14 protein-coding genes are annotated in these 15837 nt (G+C 64.4%); 7 read left to right on the top strand and 7 right to left on the bottom strand.

All coding sequences use genetic code 11. The annotated features are described in order from the left end of the window. Positions 1 to 77: 77 nt before the first annotated feature. Together CLU90_RS21580 and CLU90_RS21575 are read left to right on the top strand one after the other, a co-directional pair. Positions 78 to 2432: an acyl-CoA dehydrogenase gene (locus CLU90_RS21580; RefSeq protein WP_100428896.1), complete on the top strand. Its 2355-nt coding sequence runs from the start codon at positions 78 to 80 to the stop codon at positions 2430 to 2432. 66 nt (positions 2433 to 2498) lie between these two features. Beyond that, complete coding sequence (locus CLU90_RS21575; RefSeq protein ID WP_092718961.1) at positions 2499 to 2744, top strand: DUF1059 domain-containing protein; 246 nt, start codon at positions 2499 to 2501, stop codon at positions 2742 to 2744. Here CLU90_RS21575 and CLU90_RS30150 read toward each other — a convergent pair. Further along, the gene (locus tag CLU90_RS30150; RefSeq protein WP_269800036.1) at positions 2741 to 2866 is read right to left on the bottom strand and encodes a hypothetical protein; all 126 of its coding nucleotides are present in this window, start codon (positions 2864 to 2866) and stop codon (positions 2741 to 2743) included. The two genes, CLU90_RS21575 and CLU90_RS30150, sit on opposite strands and share 4 nt — an antisense overlap. Positions 2867 to 2916: 50 nt before the next feature. Between CLU90_RS30150 and trhP the strand changes: the two genes are divergently transcribed. From trhP to gdhA, 3 genes are all read left to right on the top strand, one after another. Then, on the top strand, positions 2917 to 4278 hold the full coding sequence (gene trhP, locus CLU90_RS21570) for a prephenate-dependent tRNA uridine(34) hydroxylase TrhP (RefSeq protein ID WP_100428895.1): 1362 nt from the start codon (positions 2917 to 2919) through the stop codon (positions 4276 to 4278). A gap of 183 nt (positions 4279 to 4461) precedes the next feature. Next, positions 4462 to 5709: a DUF819 family protein gene (locus CLU90_RS21565; RefSeq protein WP_100428894.1), complete on the top strand. Its 1248-nt coding sequence runs from the start codon at positions 4462 to 4464 to the stop codon at positions 5707 to 5709. A gap of 213 nt (positions 5710 to 5922) precedes the next feature. Further along, positions 5923 to 7266 (top strand): NADP-specific glutamate dehydrogenase, encoded by a 1344-nt coding sequence (gdhA, locus tag CLU90_RS21560; RefSeq protein WP_058048901.1) that lies wholly within the window; start codon positions 5923 to 5925, stop codon positions 7264 to 7266. Positions 7267 to 7389: 123 nt separating this feature from the next. On the opposite strand, the gene CLU90_RS21555 is transcribed toward gdhA, so the two are convergent. Next, positions 7390 to 7947: a flavin reductase family protein gene (locus CLU90_RS21555; RefSeq protein WP_100428893.1), complete on the bottom strand. Its 558-nt coding sequence runs from the start codon at positions 7945 to 7947 to the stop codon at positions 7390 to 7392. A gap of 175 nt (positions 7948 to 8122) precedes the next feature. Here CLU90_RS21555 and CLU90_RS21550 point away from each other — a divergent pair, with 175 nt between their 5' ends. Together CLU90_RS21550 and CLU90_RS21545 are read left to right on the top strand one after the other, a co-directional pair. After that, positions 8123 to 8752 (top strand): head GIN domain-containing protein, encoded by a 630-nt coding sequence (locus CLU90_RS21550; RefSeq protein ID WP_092718952.1) that lies wholly within the window; start codon positions 8123 to 8125, stop codon positions 8750 to 8752. Between the two features lie 41 nt (positions 8753 to 8793). Next, positions 8794 to 9603 carry an enoyl-CoA hydratase gene (locus tag CLU90_RS21545; protein ID WP_100428892.1) on the top strand — a complete coding sequence of 270 codons (810 nt, stop codon included), beginning with the start codon at positions 8794 to 8796 and terminating at the stop codon, positions 9601 to 9603. 1 nt (position 9604) lies between these two features. On the opposite strand, the gene CLU90_RS21540 is transcribed toward CLU90_RS21545, so the two are convergent. From CLU90_RS21540 to CLU90_RS29745, 5 genes are all read right to left on the bottom strand, one after another. After that, positions 9605 to 10342 (bottom strand): AIM24 family protein, encoded by a 738-nt coding sequence (locus CLU90_RS21540; RefSeq protein WP_100428891.1) that lies wholly within the window; start codon positions 10340 to 10342, stop codon positions 9605 to 9607. 3 nt (positions 10343 to 10345) lie between these two features. Continuing rightward, the gene (locus CLU90_RS21535; protein WP_100428890.1) at positions 10346 to 10987 is read right to left on the bottom strand and encodes an AIM24 family protein; all 642 of its coding nucleotides are present in this window, start codon (positions 10985 to 10987) and stop codon (positions 10346 to 10348) included. 17 nt (positions 10988 to 11004) lie between these two features. Continuing rightward, positions 11005 to 11622: an AIM24 family protein gene (locus tag CLU90_RS21530; RefSeq protein ID WP_198511249.1), complete on the bottom strand. Its 618-nt coding sequence runs from the start codon at positions 11620 to 11622 to the stop codon at positions 11005 to 11007. A 157-nt stretch (positions 11623 to 11779) separates the two neighbouring features. Further along, positions 11780 to 14944 (bottom strand): S8 family serine peptidase, encoded by a 3165-nt coding sequence (locus tag CLU90_RS30145; protein ID WP_100428888.1) that lies wholly within the window; start codon positions 14942 to 14944, stop codon positions 11780 to 11782. A gap of 1 nt (position 14945) precedes the next feature. Beyond that, the gene (locus CLU90_RS29745) at positions 14946 to 15761 is read right to left on the bottom strand and encodes an NF038120 family PEP-CTERM protein (protein WP_198511248.1); all 816 of its coding nucleotides are present in this window, start codon (positions 15759 to 15761) and stop codon (positions 14946 to 14948) included. Between the last annotated feature and the right edge of the window lie 76 nt (positions 15762 to 15837).

Raw genomic sequence — 15837 nt, 5'->3', positions numbered from 1 at the left:
TGTGCGTATGCGCTATACCGCACAGTAACATCGGCCATCTCGGCCTATCCTGTTGTCATATAACAGGGAGATATCGCATGCTCAAGATTGCTCTGCTGGTGGCCCTGCTGGGCCTGGTTCTATTGTTCGCGGTCCGCCCCGTGCGCCGCGCCCTGCTTACGCCGCACGTGCTGGCCCTGTTCAAGCGCATCCTGCCCAGCATGTCCGACACGGAACGCGACGCCCTTGAGGCGGGCACCACGTGGTGGGATGCGGAGCTGTTTTCCGGCAAGCCCGACTGGTCCAGGCTGCTGGGCTATGGACGCGCCTCGCTCACGGCCGAGGAACGCCATTTTCTCGATCACGACGTCGAGCGGCTGTGCGAACTGGTCGATGACTGGGACACGCAGCAGACGCAGGATTTGCCGCCCCAGGCCTGGGACTACCTGAAGGCGCAAGGCTTTCTCGGCATGATCATCCCCAGGCAATACGGCGGCAAGCAGTTCTCCGCCTATATGCATTCTCAAGTGGTGATGAAGCTGTCGAGCCGCTGCTCGGCGCTGGCCGTGACCGTGATGGTGCCCAATTCGCTGGGGCCGGCCGAACTGCTGCTGCACTACGGCACCGAAGAACAGAAAAACCATTATCTGCCGCGCCTGGCCGCCGGCACCGAGATTCCCTGCTTTGCCCTGACCAGCCCGTACGCGGGTTCCGACGCGGCCGCCATTCCCGACCTGGGCGTGGTCTGCATGGGCGTGCATGAGGGGCGTCCTGCCCTGGGTTTCCGCCTCACGTGGAACAAGCGCTACATCACCCTGGCGCCCGTGGCGACCTTGCTGGGCCTGGCATTTCAGACCAGCGACCCCGAGCATCTGCTGTCCGACAACGATGCGCCCGGCATCACCTGCGCGCTGATCCCCGCCAGCCACGACGGCGTGGTGATCGGCCGGCGCCACCATCCCTTGAACGCCGCCTTCCAGAACGGCCCCACGTCGGGCAACGATGTGTTCATTCCCATCGACTGGGTCATCGGCGGCCAGGCGCAGGTGGGCAAAGGCTGGCGCATGCTGATGGAGTGCCTGGCGGCCGGGCGCGCCATTTCGCTGCCCTCGTCCAGCGTGGGCATGGGCAAGATGGCCGTGCGCGGCACCGGTGCGTATGCGGCCGTGCGGCGCCAGTTCAACATGCCGATCGGCAAGTTCGAGGGGGTGCAGGAAGCGCTGGCCCGCATGGGCGCCAACCTGTACCTGATGGATGCGGCGCGCACCCTGGCCGCGCACGCCGTCGACCTGGGCGAAAAGCCGGCCGTCATTTCCGCCATCGTCAAATACCACGTTACGGAACGGGGACGCGCGCTCGTCAATGACGGCATGGATATCCTCGGCGGCAAGGGCATCTGTGTGGGACCCAACAATTTCCTCGCCAGCGCCTATCAGCAAATCCCCATCGCCATTACCGTCGAAGGCGCCAACATCCTCACGCGCAGCCTGATCATCTTCGGTCAGGGCGCCATCCGCGCGCATCCGTATGTGCTCAGGGAAATGGCCGCCGTCCAGGAAAACGATGGCCGCAAGGCCTTGCGCGATTTCGATGCCGCCTTCTTTGGCCATGTCGGCTTTGTGCTGGGCAACCTGGCCAGGGGCTTGTGGTACGGACTGGGCGGCGCGCGCCTGGCGGCGGCACCCGACGCCGGCGCGCCCGCACTGGCGCCCTACTACCGCGCCCTGACGCGGCTGTCGACGGCGTTTGCCGTCATGACCGATATGTCGATGTTCGTGCTCGGGGGCGAACTCAAGCGTCGCGAGCGCTTGTCCGCCCGGCTGGGCGACGTGCTGGCGCAGCTGTACCTGGCGTCGTCCGTGCTCAAGCGCTACGAAGACGATGGCCGTTTCGCCGCCGACCTGCCCTATGTGCACTGGTCGCTGCAGGATGCGCTGGTCAAGGCGCAGCAGGGCTTGACGGGCGTATTCGACAATTTCCCCGCGCGCGTGCTGGCCGTGCTGCTGCGCACCTTGCTGTTCCCGTTTGGCCTGCCCCATCGCCCGCCATCCGACGAACTGGGCAGCGAGGTGGCGCTGGCCCTGCAAACGCCGGGCGCCGACCGCGAGCGCCTGCTGGGCGACGGCCACGTCGCCAGCGAAAGCAGCGATCCCGTGGCCTGCGCCGAGCGGGCACTAGTACTGCTGCCCGACGTCCTGCACATCGAAAAACGCCTGAAAGACACGCCCGAAGGCGCGGCCCTGCGGCACTTGCCGCAAAGCCTGTCCGCCATGCAGCAGTGGCTGGCCGCAGCCAAGGCGGCGGGCTCGGTCAGCTGCCAGGAGCACAACACCTTGCTCGACTATGCGCGCCTGGTCGACGGCTTGATACAGGTCGACGATTTTCCCGCCGCTGCGGCGCAGCCGACACACTTGCCGGTACACGGGGCCGATATCAACAGCCGCGCAGCCTAGGCCAGATTGCGACCTATACTGAATTGAGCGGGTGCTGTGCCCGCTCTTTGCAGAAAGGAGTCGATCATGACGCGCAAATTCATCGATTGCCGGGAATTTCCAAGCGACACGCATTGCTCGGTGGCCATCTCGGCCGACAGCGAGGAAGAGCTATTGGGCATTGCCGTGGAGCATGCTGTCTCGGTACACCATCACCAGGACACGCCGGAACTGCGCCAGCAGCTGCGTCAACTGTTCAAGGATGGCATGCCACCCGAACACCTGCCCATGACGGGACAGGCCGGCAGCAGTGGGGCCGCGCACGCGCACTAGCCTGCCCGGGCTTGCGCCGGTTTCTGCCCGCGCAGGCCCGGCACGAGCGGCACCAGCGCCGCAGGCACGACGATCACCGGCAGCCAGACGGCACCGGATGCAAATCCTTTGACCCAAGGCAAGGCATCGCCGCGCCAAGCGGCATAGAATCGCTGGCTTTGCCCCCCCGCCCATGCGCCACGCTCCCGAACTTCTCCTGCCTGCCGGCTCCCTGGCCAAGATGCATGCCGCCTTCGACTATGGCGCCGACGCCGTCTACGCGGGCCAGCCGCGCTACAGCTTGCGCGTGCGCAATAACGATTTTTCGACCTTGCAAGCCTTGCAGGAGGGCATCGATGGCGCCCATGCGCGCGGCAAGCAGTTCTTTGTCGCCAGCAATATCTTCGCCCACAACGCCAAGCTGAAAACGTATTTGCGCGACATGGAACCGGTGATCGCCATGCGCCCGGACGCGCTGATCATGGCCGACCCGGGCTTGATCATGATGGTGCGCGACAAGTGGCCGGACGTCCCCGTGCACTTGTCCGTGCAGGCGAACGCCGTCAACTGGGCCGACGTCAAATTCTGGCACCGCATGGGTTTGACGCGCGTGATTCTGTCGCGCGAACTGTCGCTCGACGAGATCGAGGAAATCCGCCAGCGCTGCCCGGAAATGGAACTGGAAGTCTTCGTCCACGGCGCCCTGTGCATCGCCTATTCGGGCCGCTGCCTGCTGTCCGGCTATTTCAACCACCGCGACCCGAACCAGGGCACCTGCACGAATTCCTGCCGCTGGGATTACAAGGTGAAAAACGCCACGGAAGACGCCAGCGGCGACCTGGGCGGCATGCAGGTGGTGCCGCTGGAATTCCACCAGGCGCTGGCCGAGGCCGACAACAACGCGTTTTCCGCCCTGCACCAGCAGCCGCGCCACCCGCTGGCCGACCAGCCCTATCTGATTGAAGAAGCGCAGCGTCCGGGCCAGCTGATGCCGATACTCGAAGACGAGCACGGCACTTACATTATGAATTCGAAGGACTTGCGCGCCGTCGAACACATCGAGCGCCTGGTGAAAATCGGCGTCGACTCGCTCAAGGTCGAGGGCCGCACCAAGTCGCTGTACTACGCGGCGCGCACCGCGCAAGTCTACCGTCAGGCCATCGATGACGCCGTCGCGGGCCGCCCTTTCGACATCGGCCTGCTGGGCCAGCTGCAAGGCCTGGCCAACCGCGGCTACACGGACGGTTTCTATCAACGCCACCACACGCAGGCGCACCAGAACTACATGCGCGGCGCGTCCGAGGCGGATCGCAGCCAGTATGTGGGCGACGTGCTGGGCGTGACGGACGGCTGGGCCAGGGTGGAAGTGAAAAACCGCTTTGCCGTGGGCGACCGCATCGAGGCCGTGCATCCGGGCGGCAACCGCGACGTCACCATTACCCGCATGCTGGCCGATGACGGCGGCGAGATCCAGGTGGCGCCCGGCAGCGGCCACTTCGTGCACATCGAACTCGACGGCGCTCTCGACAAAGCCTTGCTGGCCCGTTATTTGTAACCGCCAGTCTGCCGCGCCAAGTAGCGTAGCAGTTTCCAAGTGTTTGATTTGACAAGAAAAAATCCAGCTGCTACTACCTAAATAATTTGTTTAGGCTTCAACATTGCTATACGATACGGCCACCCGCGCCCGGGGGCCTGATCGGCATCCCGTGCGTCCCTGACACGTTCACCGGAATCCCCGATGCCACCTGCCACACCCGCCCTGATCACCAATGACGCCGTCGTCCTCGGCCTGCTCGCCATGACCCTGGGAGCCGTCTTCTGGAGCGCCTCGCGCCCCGACGGCTTCTGGAAAAAGTTCTACACGTATATCCCGTCCCTGCTGATGTGCTATCTGATCCCGGCGTTGCTGAACACCTTCGGCATCATCGACGGCAACGCCTCCGGCCTGTACGCCGTGGCGCGCGACTACCTGCTGCCCAGCGCGCTGGTCCTGCTGTGCGTGGCCATCGATTTCGGCGGCATCATCCGCCTCGGGCCCAAGGCCATCATCATGTTTTTGACGGGCACCCTGGGCGTGATGCTGGGCGCCCTCGTCTCGTTCGAAGCGCTGCGTTTGATCCACCCGGAAACGGTGGCCGGCGACACCTGGCGCGGCATGACGACTGTCGCGGGCTCGTGGATAGGCGGCGGCGCCAACCAGGCGGCCATGAAGGAAGTATTTGAAGTGGACGCCACCCTGTTTGGCCAGTTCGTCGCCGTCGACGTGCTGGTGGCCAACGTCTGGACGGCCGTGCTGCTGTTCCTGGCCGGCCGTGCGGGCGTTTTCGACCGCTGGACGGGCGCCGATTTGTCCGCCATCAATGCACTCAAGGACAGCATCGAAAGCTACCGCGCCCAGCACGCGCGCGTGGCCAACCTGACCGACATCATGATCATCCTCGGCGTGGGCCTGGGCGTGACGGGCCTGTCGCACTTCCTCGCCGGCCCCATCATCGGCTGGATCAGCACCCTGCCCGCCGCATGGCGCTTGCAGGACTACAGCCTGACGTCGAACTTCTTCTGGATCGTCGTGCTCGCCACCACCTTCGGCCTGCTGCTGAGTTTTACCCGGGCGCGCAGCCTGGAAGGCGCGGGCGCCTCGACCATCGGTTCGGCCATGCTGTACGTGCTGGTGGCCACGATCGGCATGCACATGGACTTGAAAGCCCTGTTCGACAAACCTTTCCTGTTCCTGCTGGGCCTGATCTGGATCGCCGTGCATGGCGGCCTGATGCTGCTCGTCGCCAAGCTGATCCGCGCGCCCCTGTTCTTCATGGCCGTGGGATCGCAAGCGAACATCGGCGGCGCCGCCTCGGCCCCCGTCATCGCCAGCGCCTTCCACCCGGCCCTGGCCCCCGTCGGCGTCCTGCTGGCCGTGCTCGGCTATGCGCTGGGCACCTATGGCGCCTACATCACCGGTTTGATCCTGCGCGGCATGGCGGGGTGATCCCTTTCCTGGCTTGTCCAGCCAGGCACGCAAGAATGACGCCAACGCCAGCCTTCGGGCTGGCGTTGTCGTTTACGGCTCGCCTCGGCCGCAGCGCCTTAAAAAATCCCCACAATGTAGCAGAAACCCCTCAAAACCAAATTTCCGCACCATTTTTGTGCAAAATCTGCGATGATAGTTGCCCAAATAACCGATTACCTCCATGGAATTCTGATGAAATACGCATCTGCCCACGAGTATGTCCAGCATGTCGCCGCACGCAATCCAGGTCAACCCGAGTTTCTGCAAGCCGTCACCGAAGTCATGGAGAGCTTGTGGCCGTTCCTGGAGCAGCACCCGAAATACGCGGAACAAGGCTTGCTGGAACGCTTGATCGAGCCGGAGCGCGTGGTGATGTTCCGCGTGTCATGGGTCGATGACCATGGGCAAGTACAAGTCAACCGCGGCTACCGCATCCAGCACAGCATGGCCATCGGACCGTACAAGGGCGGTATCCGCTTCCACCCTTCCGTCACCTTGTCCGTACTGAAATTCCTCGCCTTCGAGCAGACATTCAAGAATGCGCTGACGACCTTGCCGATGGGCGGCGGCAAGGGCGGTTCCGACTTTGATCCCAAGGGCAAGAGCCCGGGCGAAGTGATGCGCTTCTGCCAGGCGTTTGTGAGCGAACTGTTCCGCCACGTGGGTTCGGACACGGACGTGCCGGCCGGCGACATCGGCGTGGGCGGGCGCGAAGTCGGTTATATGGCCGGCATGATGAAAAAGCTCAGCAACCGCGCCGACTGCGTGTTTACGGGCAAGGGCGCCAGCTTCGGCGGCTCGCTGATGCGTCCGGAAGCGACGGGCTACGGCACCGTGTATTTTGCGCAGGAAATGCTGAAAACGCGGGGCCGCTCGTTCGAAGGCATGCGCGTGTCCGTCTCCGGTTCGGGCAACGTGGCGCAGTATGCGGTGGAAAAAGCCATGGCCATGGGCGCGAAAGTCATCACCGTCTCCGATTCGAGCGGCACCGTCATCGACGAGGCAGGCTTTACGCCGGAAAAGCTGGCCATCCTGATGGAGGTCAAGAACCATTTGTATGGCCGGGTCAGCGATTACGCCGCGCGCACGGGCGTGCGCTTCGAGGCGGGCGTGTCGCCATGGCATGTGCCGGTCGACATCGCCCTGCCCTGCGCCACGCAAAATGAATTGCACATCGACGATGCGCGCACCCTGATCGCCAATGGCGTGCAATGCGTGGCCGAAGGCGCCAACATGCCCACCACCATCGAAGCGGCGAAAGCGTTCGAAGCGGCCGGCGTGCTGTACGCGCCGGGCAAGGCCAGCAACGCGGGCGGCGTGGCGACTTCCGGCCTGGAAATGAGCCAGAACGCGGCCAGAATTTCCTGGCCGCGCGAGGAAGTCGATGCGCGTTTGCTGCAGATCATGCAAGGCATCCATGCCGCATGCAAGCAATACGGCACGCGCGCCGATGGTTCCGTCAGCTATGTCGATGGCGCCAATATCGCCGGTTTCGTGAAAGTGGCCGATGCGATGCTGGCGCAGGGCGTGATCTGACCGCAATTCGGATGAAGCGTAGGTCGGATTAGGTTCGAAGAACCGTAATCCGACGCCATCGTTGGCACGGCCGGTGGTGGTGTCGGATTACGGCGCCTTGCGCCTGATCCGACCTACGCCGACTTACAACATCTCAGGTTTCATCAAGCTCTTGCGGCTGATGGTGCGGCCCGATACCATGAACTCGCCGTTGCCACGGTAGTGCAGGGTTTCCGGCAGCTTGGGCGAGGTGGCCACGTGGGCTTTCACGCACTCGAAGATGAAGAAGCCGCCCTTCGGATTGCCCGCCACCTGGGCCAGCTTGCATTCGAAGTTGGCGTAGCATTCGGCGATCAGGGGCGCGCCTACCTGTTCGGCTGGCTGCGGCGTCAGGCCGAAGGCCATGAATTTGTCCGTGTCTTCGCCGCTGCAATTGCCGATGGCAACGACCTGGTCGACCATGTCGGCCGTGGGCAGGTTGATCACGCACTCCATGCTGCGCTTGATCATTTCATAGCTGTGGTTCGCATCGGAAATGAAGCAGCCGAGCAAGGATGGCGTCAATTCCATCGGCATGTGCCAGGCCATGGTCATGACGTCGCTTTCGCCCTGCCACGTTGAACTGACGAGCACCACGGGCCCCGGTTCGAGGAAGCGCCGGATATCGGCGACGGGATAATCTTCTTTGTGGTAATTTTTCATCTGGTCTCCAGGACGCGGTACGCCATAGCATAGACCAACGGCGCCTTGCCGGGCGCGCGGCTGGCCGGCGGCGGCGTGTCATCGGCACCGCGTCGTGTGCCGTTCATCGCAAATTTCTCCCCCTTGGAGATATTGCAACATAGAATACACTGATCAACTACTCAAGGAAACCGCCATGCGTCCTCTGTTCCTGTTGTCAGTCCTGTCCCTCGCCTGCCTCTCGACCCTCGCGCATGCCGACGAGCAAACCCGCACGGTAGCCGCCTTCAACGCCATCGACATCCGCGGCCCCATCAGCATCGAAGTGGAATCGGGCAAGGAGCAAAGCCTGCTGCTGCGCGGCGACCAGAAATTCCTCAGCGGCGTCATTACGGAAGTGGTCGATGGCGAGCTGAAAATTTCCATGAAGGACAAGGATATCAAGAAGACCGAGGGCGACCCGCGCGTCATCATCACCATGCCCACCTTGCGCAAGCTGATCGCGGAAGGCGCGGGCGAAAAGATATTGACCAAACTCAATGGCCCAAGAGTCGACATCAGCTACAAGGGCGCGGGCCGCCTGGCCGCCGATGGCCAGGTCGACTGGCTGCGCCTGAAGGCGCAAGGCGTGGGCGAAGTGGATACGAAAGCCTTGCTGGCGAAAAACGTCGACGTCAATTTCGACGGCATCGGCTCCGTCAAGGTGTATTCCTCGGGCGAATTGAACGCCGTCGTGCGCGGCATGGGCGAACTGACCTATTACGGCAAGCCGAAGATCGTGCACAAGTCGATCGCCGGCATCGGCAGCGTCAATGCCGCCAAATAAGATTTTTCCATAAAAAAGGCCATCAGGCCACAGGAGACCGCATGACCGCAACACAAGATACCCAAGATACCGAAGCGCCGCTGGTGCTGCGCGAGGAGCACGACGGCCTCGTCACCCTGCGGCTGAACCGCCCCCTGCAATTCAATGCCCTGTCCGAAGCCATGCTGGCCGCGCTGCAGGAAGCGTTCGATGCCATCGCGCAACAGCCGCACGTGCGCTGCGTCGTGCTGGCCGCCGAAGGCAAGGCTTTTTGCGCGGGTCACGATTTGCGCCAGATGCAAGCCACGCGCCGGCTTGCGTATTATCAAACCCTGTTCGCGCAATGCTCGCGCGTGATGCAAGCCATTCAAACCTTGCCCGTGCCCGTGATTGCCCGCGTGCACGGTATCGCCACGGCGGCCGGCTGCCAATTGGTCGCCAGCTGCGACCTGGCCGTGGCGGGCGCCTCCGCCCGCTTTGCCGTGTCCGGCATCAACGTGGGCCTGTTCTGCGCCACGCCATCGGTCGCCCTGTCGCGCAATGTGTCGCCCAAGCGGGCCTTCGACATGCTGGTGACGGGCCGCTTCATCGACGCCGACACGGCCGCCGACTGGGGCCTGATCAATGAAACGGTGGCCGACGCGGCGCTCGACGACGCCGTGGCGCGCCTGGCGCAGCAGATCATGGCGAAAAGCCCGACGGCCATCCGCTACGGCAAGCAGATGTTCTACCGGCAGCGCCAGCTGCCGCTGGACGATGCATACGCGTATGCGGGCGACGTGATGGCGCGCAATATGATGGAAGAGGATGCGGAAGAAGGCGTGACTGCCTTCCTGGAAAAGCGGCCGCCCAGCTGGGCGGCCGTCAAATAGCTTAACGACTGTCCTTCATCTGCTGCTGGACGGAAAGGCTCAAGGTACCCAGATCTTCCTTGCCCAGCATCGGCAATTGCGCCAGCAGGTTGGCCAGGGCGGAGCTGTCCGTCACGTCCAGCTCGGATGACTGCACCAGCACCGTGCCGGCGCCCGTGAAGTCGATCTGCTTTTCCTCGCCCGACAGGGTAAAGCCCGTGAGTGCGCCGGCGGCCGAGGCCCAACCCTGCACGTGGGCGTAATCGTAGTGATACGAAGGGCTGGGGCAATCGGCCCAGCCCAGCACGGCCTGCTCGTCCACGCGGCACGGCAACTCGAGGAAATGCACGGGGCCGTTCGACGAGGCAATCACTTTACCGGTGCCTATCATCGTCAGGTAGCCGGGCAAGGTCGATTCCTGGCAAATCACATCCTTCGTGAAACCCAGCAGGTTTTTCGCCCGGATGGTCATGTTGGCGTTGTCCAGGTCGTAGCACGCCAGGTCGTTGCCGTTGTCGCCCAAAATCAATTGCCCCTGCCCTTGCGCGACGACAAAGTGGTGCACGTATTTCGGCGCATTGAAGGCGTTGCGCACGATCAGGTCGAGCACGCTGCTGCCCATGGCTTCGAAGCGCAGCTCGCCATAGAAGGCGATCATCTTGCCCTTGCGAATGAAGATCTGTTCCTTGACGTCGATGACATACGAAAAGCGGTTCAGGTTATCGTTCTTCGGCAAGGTATCGGGGTTGTAAATCGTCATGGCTTACCTTTCGCTCGCTTGGATGTAGACCGTGCCCTGGCCCGTGAACTTCACCTGGTACGATTCGCCGGACGCCTGGCCGACGAAAGTTTTCCAGTTCAAGTCCGTGACGATGGTCGAGCTCAACTGCCCCGTGTGGCCGATATACGCTTGCGGGTCGACAAACACGGGCACGTCCGGCGTGACGGGCAAGCCGATGGCGTTGCCGTCCGACAAAATCGCCACTTCGCCCGTGCCTTGCAAAGTGGTGGTAAACAAGCCCTGGCCCGAGGCCATGCCGCGCACCACGCCCTGCACGCCGCCCTGGTTGCCGAGGAACATGGTGCCGGCCGTCAGGCGCGCATCGAAGGCCAGCAGGGAATCGCTTTCCACGTAAAACGTGTCGCCGCGCACGGGGACGATGGTGACGAACAGGCCGCCCTGCGCGTAAAACACGCTGCCCGTACCGCGCGCCGACATCATGGCGTAGCCTTCGTTCGTGACGGCGCGCATGGCCAGGCTTTGCACGCCCTGGCCGGCCAGGAAGGAGCGGCTGAACGCCACGTCGCCCTGGTACGACACCATGGCGCCCCTGCGCGCGAACACTTCTTCATTGCCGAGTTTGACCTCAAGCATCTTTTCATTGATCTGCTGATAGACAGGCATCGCGGGTCCTCGCTAACTTAACGTTCGGCGGGCTGGATGAACACCACGCCCTGGCCTGTGAATTTGTGCTGGTACGATTCGCCCGAGCTCTGGCCGATCATCGTGCGCCAGTTGACGTCGAAAACGAATTCCTGGCGGATATCGCCCTTGAAGCCGACGAAGGCGTCCGGATCCACGCGCAGCGGGTGCGCCGGCGTCACTTCCAGCATGATCAGGTTGCCGCGCGAAATGACGGCCAGGTTGCCGTGGCCTTCGACGGTGGTGGAAAACAGGCCCTGGCCCGAGCTGGCGCCGCGCAGGCCCGCAAAGCTGGTGCCCGTCTTCAGGCCCGTGTCGTAGGCCAGCAGGCTGCTGCTTTCGATGGTCAGCTTTTCGCCGGCCAGCGCCATGACGGTGATCTCGGCCGCATTCTGCGCGAAAAACACGGTGCCCGTGCCGCCAGCCTGCATCAGCTGCATGCCTTCGTTCGTCACCTTGCGCTTGAGCGCGCCAAAGATGCCCTCGCCGCCGAGCAGGGACTTTTCAAATTTGATGCTGCCCGTATAGGCGACCATCGCGCCGGCAATCGCCAGCACTTTTTCATCCTGCAGGCGCACTTCCAGCAGGCGGTCGGTATTGGTGCGGAAACTGGTCACGCGCGACTCCCCAAGTATGCCAGGCCACAAAGCCTTGGCCAGCCGACAAGATACCGGTGGCCTTACCGCCATGCAAGTGCTATTCCTCCCGAACGGGGGTGGTTGAATAAAAAAAAGCGTGCCCGGAGGCACGCCTTGTGTTCACCCAATGAACGGTTTACTCAGCCAGTACCGGCTTGGCGCCGCGCGCGTTCTGGAACAGCGGCACGGGATCATTGGTATTGACCTCGACCACCGTCACGCCCTGCACCACGCCAGCGACCTGGTAGCCGACGGCGCCCAAGTGGCGCTTGCCTTCGGCCAGGTTGGACCAGCTCAGCGACACGGACGCCGTGCCGCCCATGAAGGCCGTGCCCGGCATCAGCGCCTTGAAGCTGCCGTTGTTCAAGCCCGGCGCCAGCACCCACGACGACAAGGTGTAGTCGGCCTGGCCGTTTTGCGGCGCAAAGCCGATCACGCACACCTTATAGGTGCCGGCGGCGGGCAGGCGCAGTTCCACCTGCTCATTGGAACTTTCATTGCCGCTGCTGCCGACGAGCACATTGGCGGCGTTGTAGACCTCCATGTCCATGTCGGTATTCGCGCCGCCCGTCGTTTCCGTGTCGTAGGTGGCAAAGCGCGCCGCCAGGGTGCCGGCCGGGACCACCACGTTGTGCACGTTCACGCCCGTCGCGCCGCCCGCCTTGCAGGCAGCCGATGCGGCAGCGCCCGTCACCGCCTGGCCGATCGTGCGCGTCTGGCGCACGGCTTCGACGAGACCCGACTTGACGCCGACCAGCGCGCCCGTGAAGCCCGTGCCCAGGGTCAGCACCTTGCTGCCCGTGGCCGCTTCGCTGCTGACGAGCGGAATGGCGGCCAGCGAGGTGCCGCGCGCCGTCAGCGGGCTGCGCACCGTGTGCGTGCCATCCGTCCAGCTCAGGGCGCCGTAGGTCCAGGTATTGGCCGGCGCCGTGGTGCGCGTCAGCTTGACCTGGTACTGGCCCTTGGCGCCCGGCGCCAGGCTCAAGCTCGTTGGCGTCACCGCCACCGTGTAGCCGGGCAGGCTGGCCGAGACGTTGTAGACGGCGCTGCTGGCGCCCACGTTGGTCACCGTGCGCGTCAGCACTTGCGTGCCCAGCACGTTGGCCGCCGTCAGCGACGCCAGGTTCAGGTTGTAGGCAGGAATGGTGCCGACGGCCTGGCACGTGGCGGGACTGTAGACCTTCAGGTTCAGGCCGCACAGGAAGCGCGCATAGTCGATTTCCGACACGTCGTACACGAGGCCGGGATCGGCCGCGCTGTTCGGCGCGATGTGGCCGGCGCCCTGGCCCCATGGCAGCTGGCCCGAATTCTTCGCCGTGGCATCCCACGACACGGAACCGTTCAAGCCATCGGGATACGTGCTGAACGCCGTCGTCATCAGCGCCGACTTGATGGCCGCGGGCGACCAGCCCGGATGCTGCTGCTTGAGCAGGGCCGCCACGCCGGCCACGTGCGGGCTAGCCATCGAGGTGCCGGAATAGAAATCCCACTCCGCCACGGGCGCCACGCCGCCGGCCGCCACGGCATCGCGCTGCGCCGGGGTCAGGTCGGCCGTCACGCCGGCGAGGATGTTGGTGCCGGGCGCCGACAGGTCGGGTTTGAGGATGTTCGCGTTGGCCACGTTCGGCCCGCGCGAGGAACGGTCGCTGACGATAGGCGCCTGCACCGTCGTGTCGGCGATCGTATGGATTTCGCCCAATGCCGCCGTGCCGTCCGGATTGGACGCCATGAAAGCCTTCAGCGCGTCGCCCTGCGCCTGCGCCAGGTGGACCGTCGACAGCGTATGCGCCTGGTTGATGATGGTGTTGGCGCCGCCGGCCACGTTGGCGATGACCACGCCCGCCGCGCCCGCCGTCCTGGCATTCGCGCTCTTGTTGACCAGCACGTTGCCGCCACGGTCGCACACGAGTATCTTGCCCGCCACTTTCGCCGGGTCCAGATAAGCGGAGGTGGCATCGGCCCCGCCGAAGCAGCGCAGCAAATTGAGGTCCGTCGGCGACACGCCGGCCAGGCCCGCGTCGCGCGAGCGGATCAGCGGCAGCGCCGGCGTCTTCGCATTGCTCGATGCGCCTTCCAGCCTGGTGCCGTTGCTGAGGATGACATTGCCTGCGTACAGGCGGTTGTGGGTGGAATTGGCCACCGTCGCCAGCCACGGGCTGATGTGCGAGACGGGCGCCGGCACGTCGGGCGCCGGCGTGGATGGGCCGGAATTGCCGCCGGACGTGGCGACAAACACGCCGGCCGCCGCCGCGCCGAGGAAGGCGACTTCCGTCGGTTCGTCGAAGGCGCCGCCGCCCGCGTTCGGGCCGATGGAGAAGTTGATGACGTTGACGCCATCCTTGACCGCCTGGTCGATGGCGGCCACGCTGTCGGCCGTGGCGCAACCGTTGCGGCCCGTCGATGCGGCCGTCCAGCATACTTTATAGGCGGCGATGCGGGCGCGCGGCGCCATGCCCGAGGCCTTGCCCAGCGACACGCCGTTCGAGGTGGCCAGGGCGCCATTGTTGCCGCCGGCCGTGGACGCCGTGTGCGTGCCATGGCCGCCGTGCCCCGTCAGCCCGGCGACGGAATCGCGCGGCGACAGGAATTCCGTCCAGTGCAGCGCCGATGTGGAGGCGCGGTAGTAGCGCGCGCCGATCAGCTTGTTGTTGCAATTCTCGGCGCTAAAACCTTCGCCCGTCTGGCAAGTGCCTTGCCAGCTGGCCGGTGGCGCGCCGTACACGACGTTGCTGCCGCTGTGGCTGGGCACGCCGTTCTCGTCGAGACGGTCGGCAAAGGCCGTGTTCTCGGGCCAGATGCCGCTGTCGACGATGCCGATGATGATGTCTTCGCCCGCGTGCGCCTTGCCGCCCAGTTGTTCCCACAGGCCGCCCGGCTTGTCCAGGCCCAGGAAGGTGGGCGTGTAGCTGGTGTCGAGCTGCAGGATGGAGTCGGCGCTGATGCTGGCCACGCCGCTGTTTTTCTTCAGGGCCCGCACTTCATCGTCCGTCAGCAAGGCGGAAAAGCCGTTGAAGACGACGCTGTACTGGTGCGTGATTTCAGCCGCGCTGACGGTGCCGGCAACGGCGGCCTGCCTGGTGTCGAGGTAGCTCAGGTAGGCCTGCACATCGGCGGCGCCCACGTTGATGCGCGTGCCCGGGGCCGGCTTGGTGGCGGCCAGGCCGTCGACCTGGCCCGTGTAGGTGGCGGCCGGCTTGTCGACCAGCTGCACGATGTAGGAGCGGCGTTCCTGCGCCTGCGCCGCTTGCGCCAGGCTGGCGGCCAGCAGGAGGATGCCAAGAGAGACGGGACGTAGTTTCATCTCACGCTCCTTGCACGTTGGAAGGGGCAAACTTGACGGCGCGGCGGCGCGACAGCATGCCGATGGCGCCCAGGCCGGCCAGCAGCAGCATGTAGGTCGACGGTTCCGGCACGGCGCTGACGTTGATATTGTCGAGCGCGAACTGGCCCTGGTTAAAGGCGGGGAAGTCGATGGAATTGCTGCAAGCGCCAGTGTCATTGAAAATGCAGGCGTTGAAGGTCAGGCCCGTGAAGGAATAGTTGCTGAAGCCGCCCAGCAGGGATGCGCTCTGGAAATGGTAATTGCCGTCGCTGCCCTGGCCCGGAAACGCCAGCGAGGTGCTGACCACCTGGCCGTTGCTGAGGGTGCCGCTCAGCTGCAGCTGGCCCCACTGCATGTTGGGCAAGCCGGAGACGGGCGCGATGAAGGAATAGTCGAAACCGGCCAGGCTGAACGCCTGGCGGTCGGCACGCGCGAAATTCACACCGCCATCGTTGAGGATGGCCAGGTAGTTGCCGGTGGCGCCCTGCGGGCAGGCGGCGATATCGCACGACGAACCCACGCGGCCATCGAGGATGGCGCCCACGCCGCTGACGCCGCCGCCGGCCGCCGTCGTCGGATCGGCCAGGAACAGCAGGTTGTAGCTCGACGTATTGAGCGTCTGGCCGCTTTCATACACGTCGGGGCGCAGCGAGTCGAAGGTCAGGACATCGGCCAAGGCCGGTGCCGAGGCCAGCACGGACAAGGTGGCCAGCGCGGCCAGGACGGTGGTGCGGCCGCGGGTAGCGGGCAGATTGGCGGTGGCGGGCGATACCCGCGCATGTGATAGACGATTCATTCTATTCCCTTGGTTGTTGTGGATAGATAGGTCGGCAGGTCTGGCGCCCGCTTTCAGCTTTTTCACAAAAGTGTCA

The organism is Janthinobacterium sp. 67 (genome assembly GCF_002797895.1).
GTDB lineage: Bacteria > Pseudomonadota > Gammaproteobacteria > Burkholderiales > Burkholderiaceae_D > Janthinobacterium.
Note: the sequence above shows the minus strand (reverse complement) of the source record. Positions and strands in the feature narration are given on the sequence as shown.

Coding starts and splice junctions, on each gene's coding strand:
- CLU90_RS21580 (WP_100428896.1), top strand. CDS start 78: ATGCTCAAGATTGCTCTGCTGGTGGCCCTGCTGGGCCTGGTTCTATTG.
- CLU90_RS21575 (WP_092718961.1), top strand. CDS start 2,499: ATGACGCGCAAATTCATCGATTGCCGGGAATTTCCAAGCGACACGCAT.
- trhP (WP_100428895.1), top strand. CDS start 2,917: ATGCGCCACGCTCCCGAACTTCTCCTGCCTGCCGGCTCCCTGGCCAAG.
- CLU90_RS21565 (WP_100428894.1), top strand. CDS start 4,462: ATGCCACCTGCCACACCCGCCCTGATCACCAATGACGCCGTCGTCCTC.
- gdhA (WP_058048901.1), top strand. CDS start 5,923: ATGAAATACGCATCTGCCCACGAGTATGTCCAGCATGTCGCCGCACGC.
- CLU90_RS21555 (WP_100428893.1), bottom strand. CDS start 7,947: ATGAAAAATTACCACAAAGAAGATTATCCCGTCGCCGATATCCGGCGC.
- CLU90_RS21550 (WP_092718952.1), top strand. CDS start 8,123: ATGCGTCCTCTGTTCCTGTTGTCAGTCCTGTCCCTCGCCTGCCTCTCG.
- CLU90_RS21545 (WP_100428892.1), top strand. CDS start 8,794: ATGACCGCAACACAAGATACCCAAGATACCGAAGCGCCGCTGGTGCTG.
- CLU90_RS21540 (WP_100428891.1), bottom strand. CDS start 10,342: ATGACGATTTACAACCCCGATACCTTGCCGAAGAACGATAACCTGAAC.
- CLU90_RS21535 (WP_100428890.1), bottom strand. CDS start 10,987: ATGCCTGTCTATCAGCAGATCAATGAAAAGATGCTTGAGGTCAAACTC.
- CLU90_RS30145 (WP_100428888.1), bottom strand. CDS start 14,944: ATGAAACTACGTCCCGTCTCTCTTGGCATCCTCCTGCTGGCCGCCAGC.
- CLU90_RS29745 (WP_198511248.1), bottom strand. CDS start 15,761: ATGAATCGTCTATCACATGCGCGGGTATCGCCCGCCACCGCCAATCTG.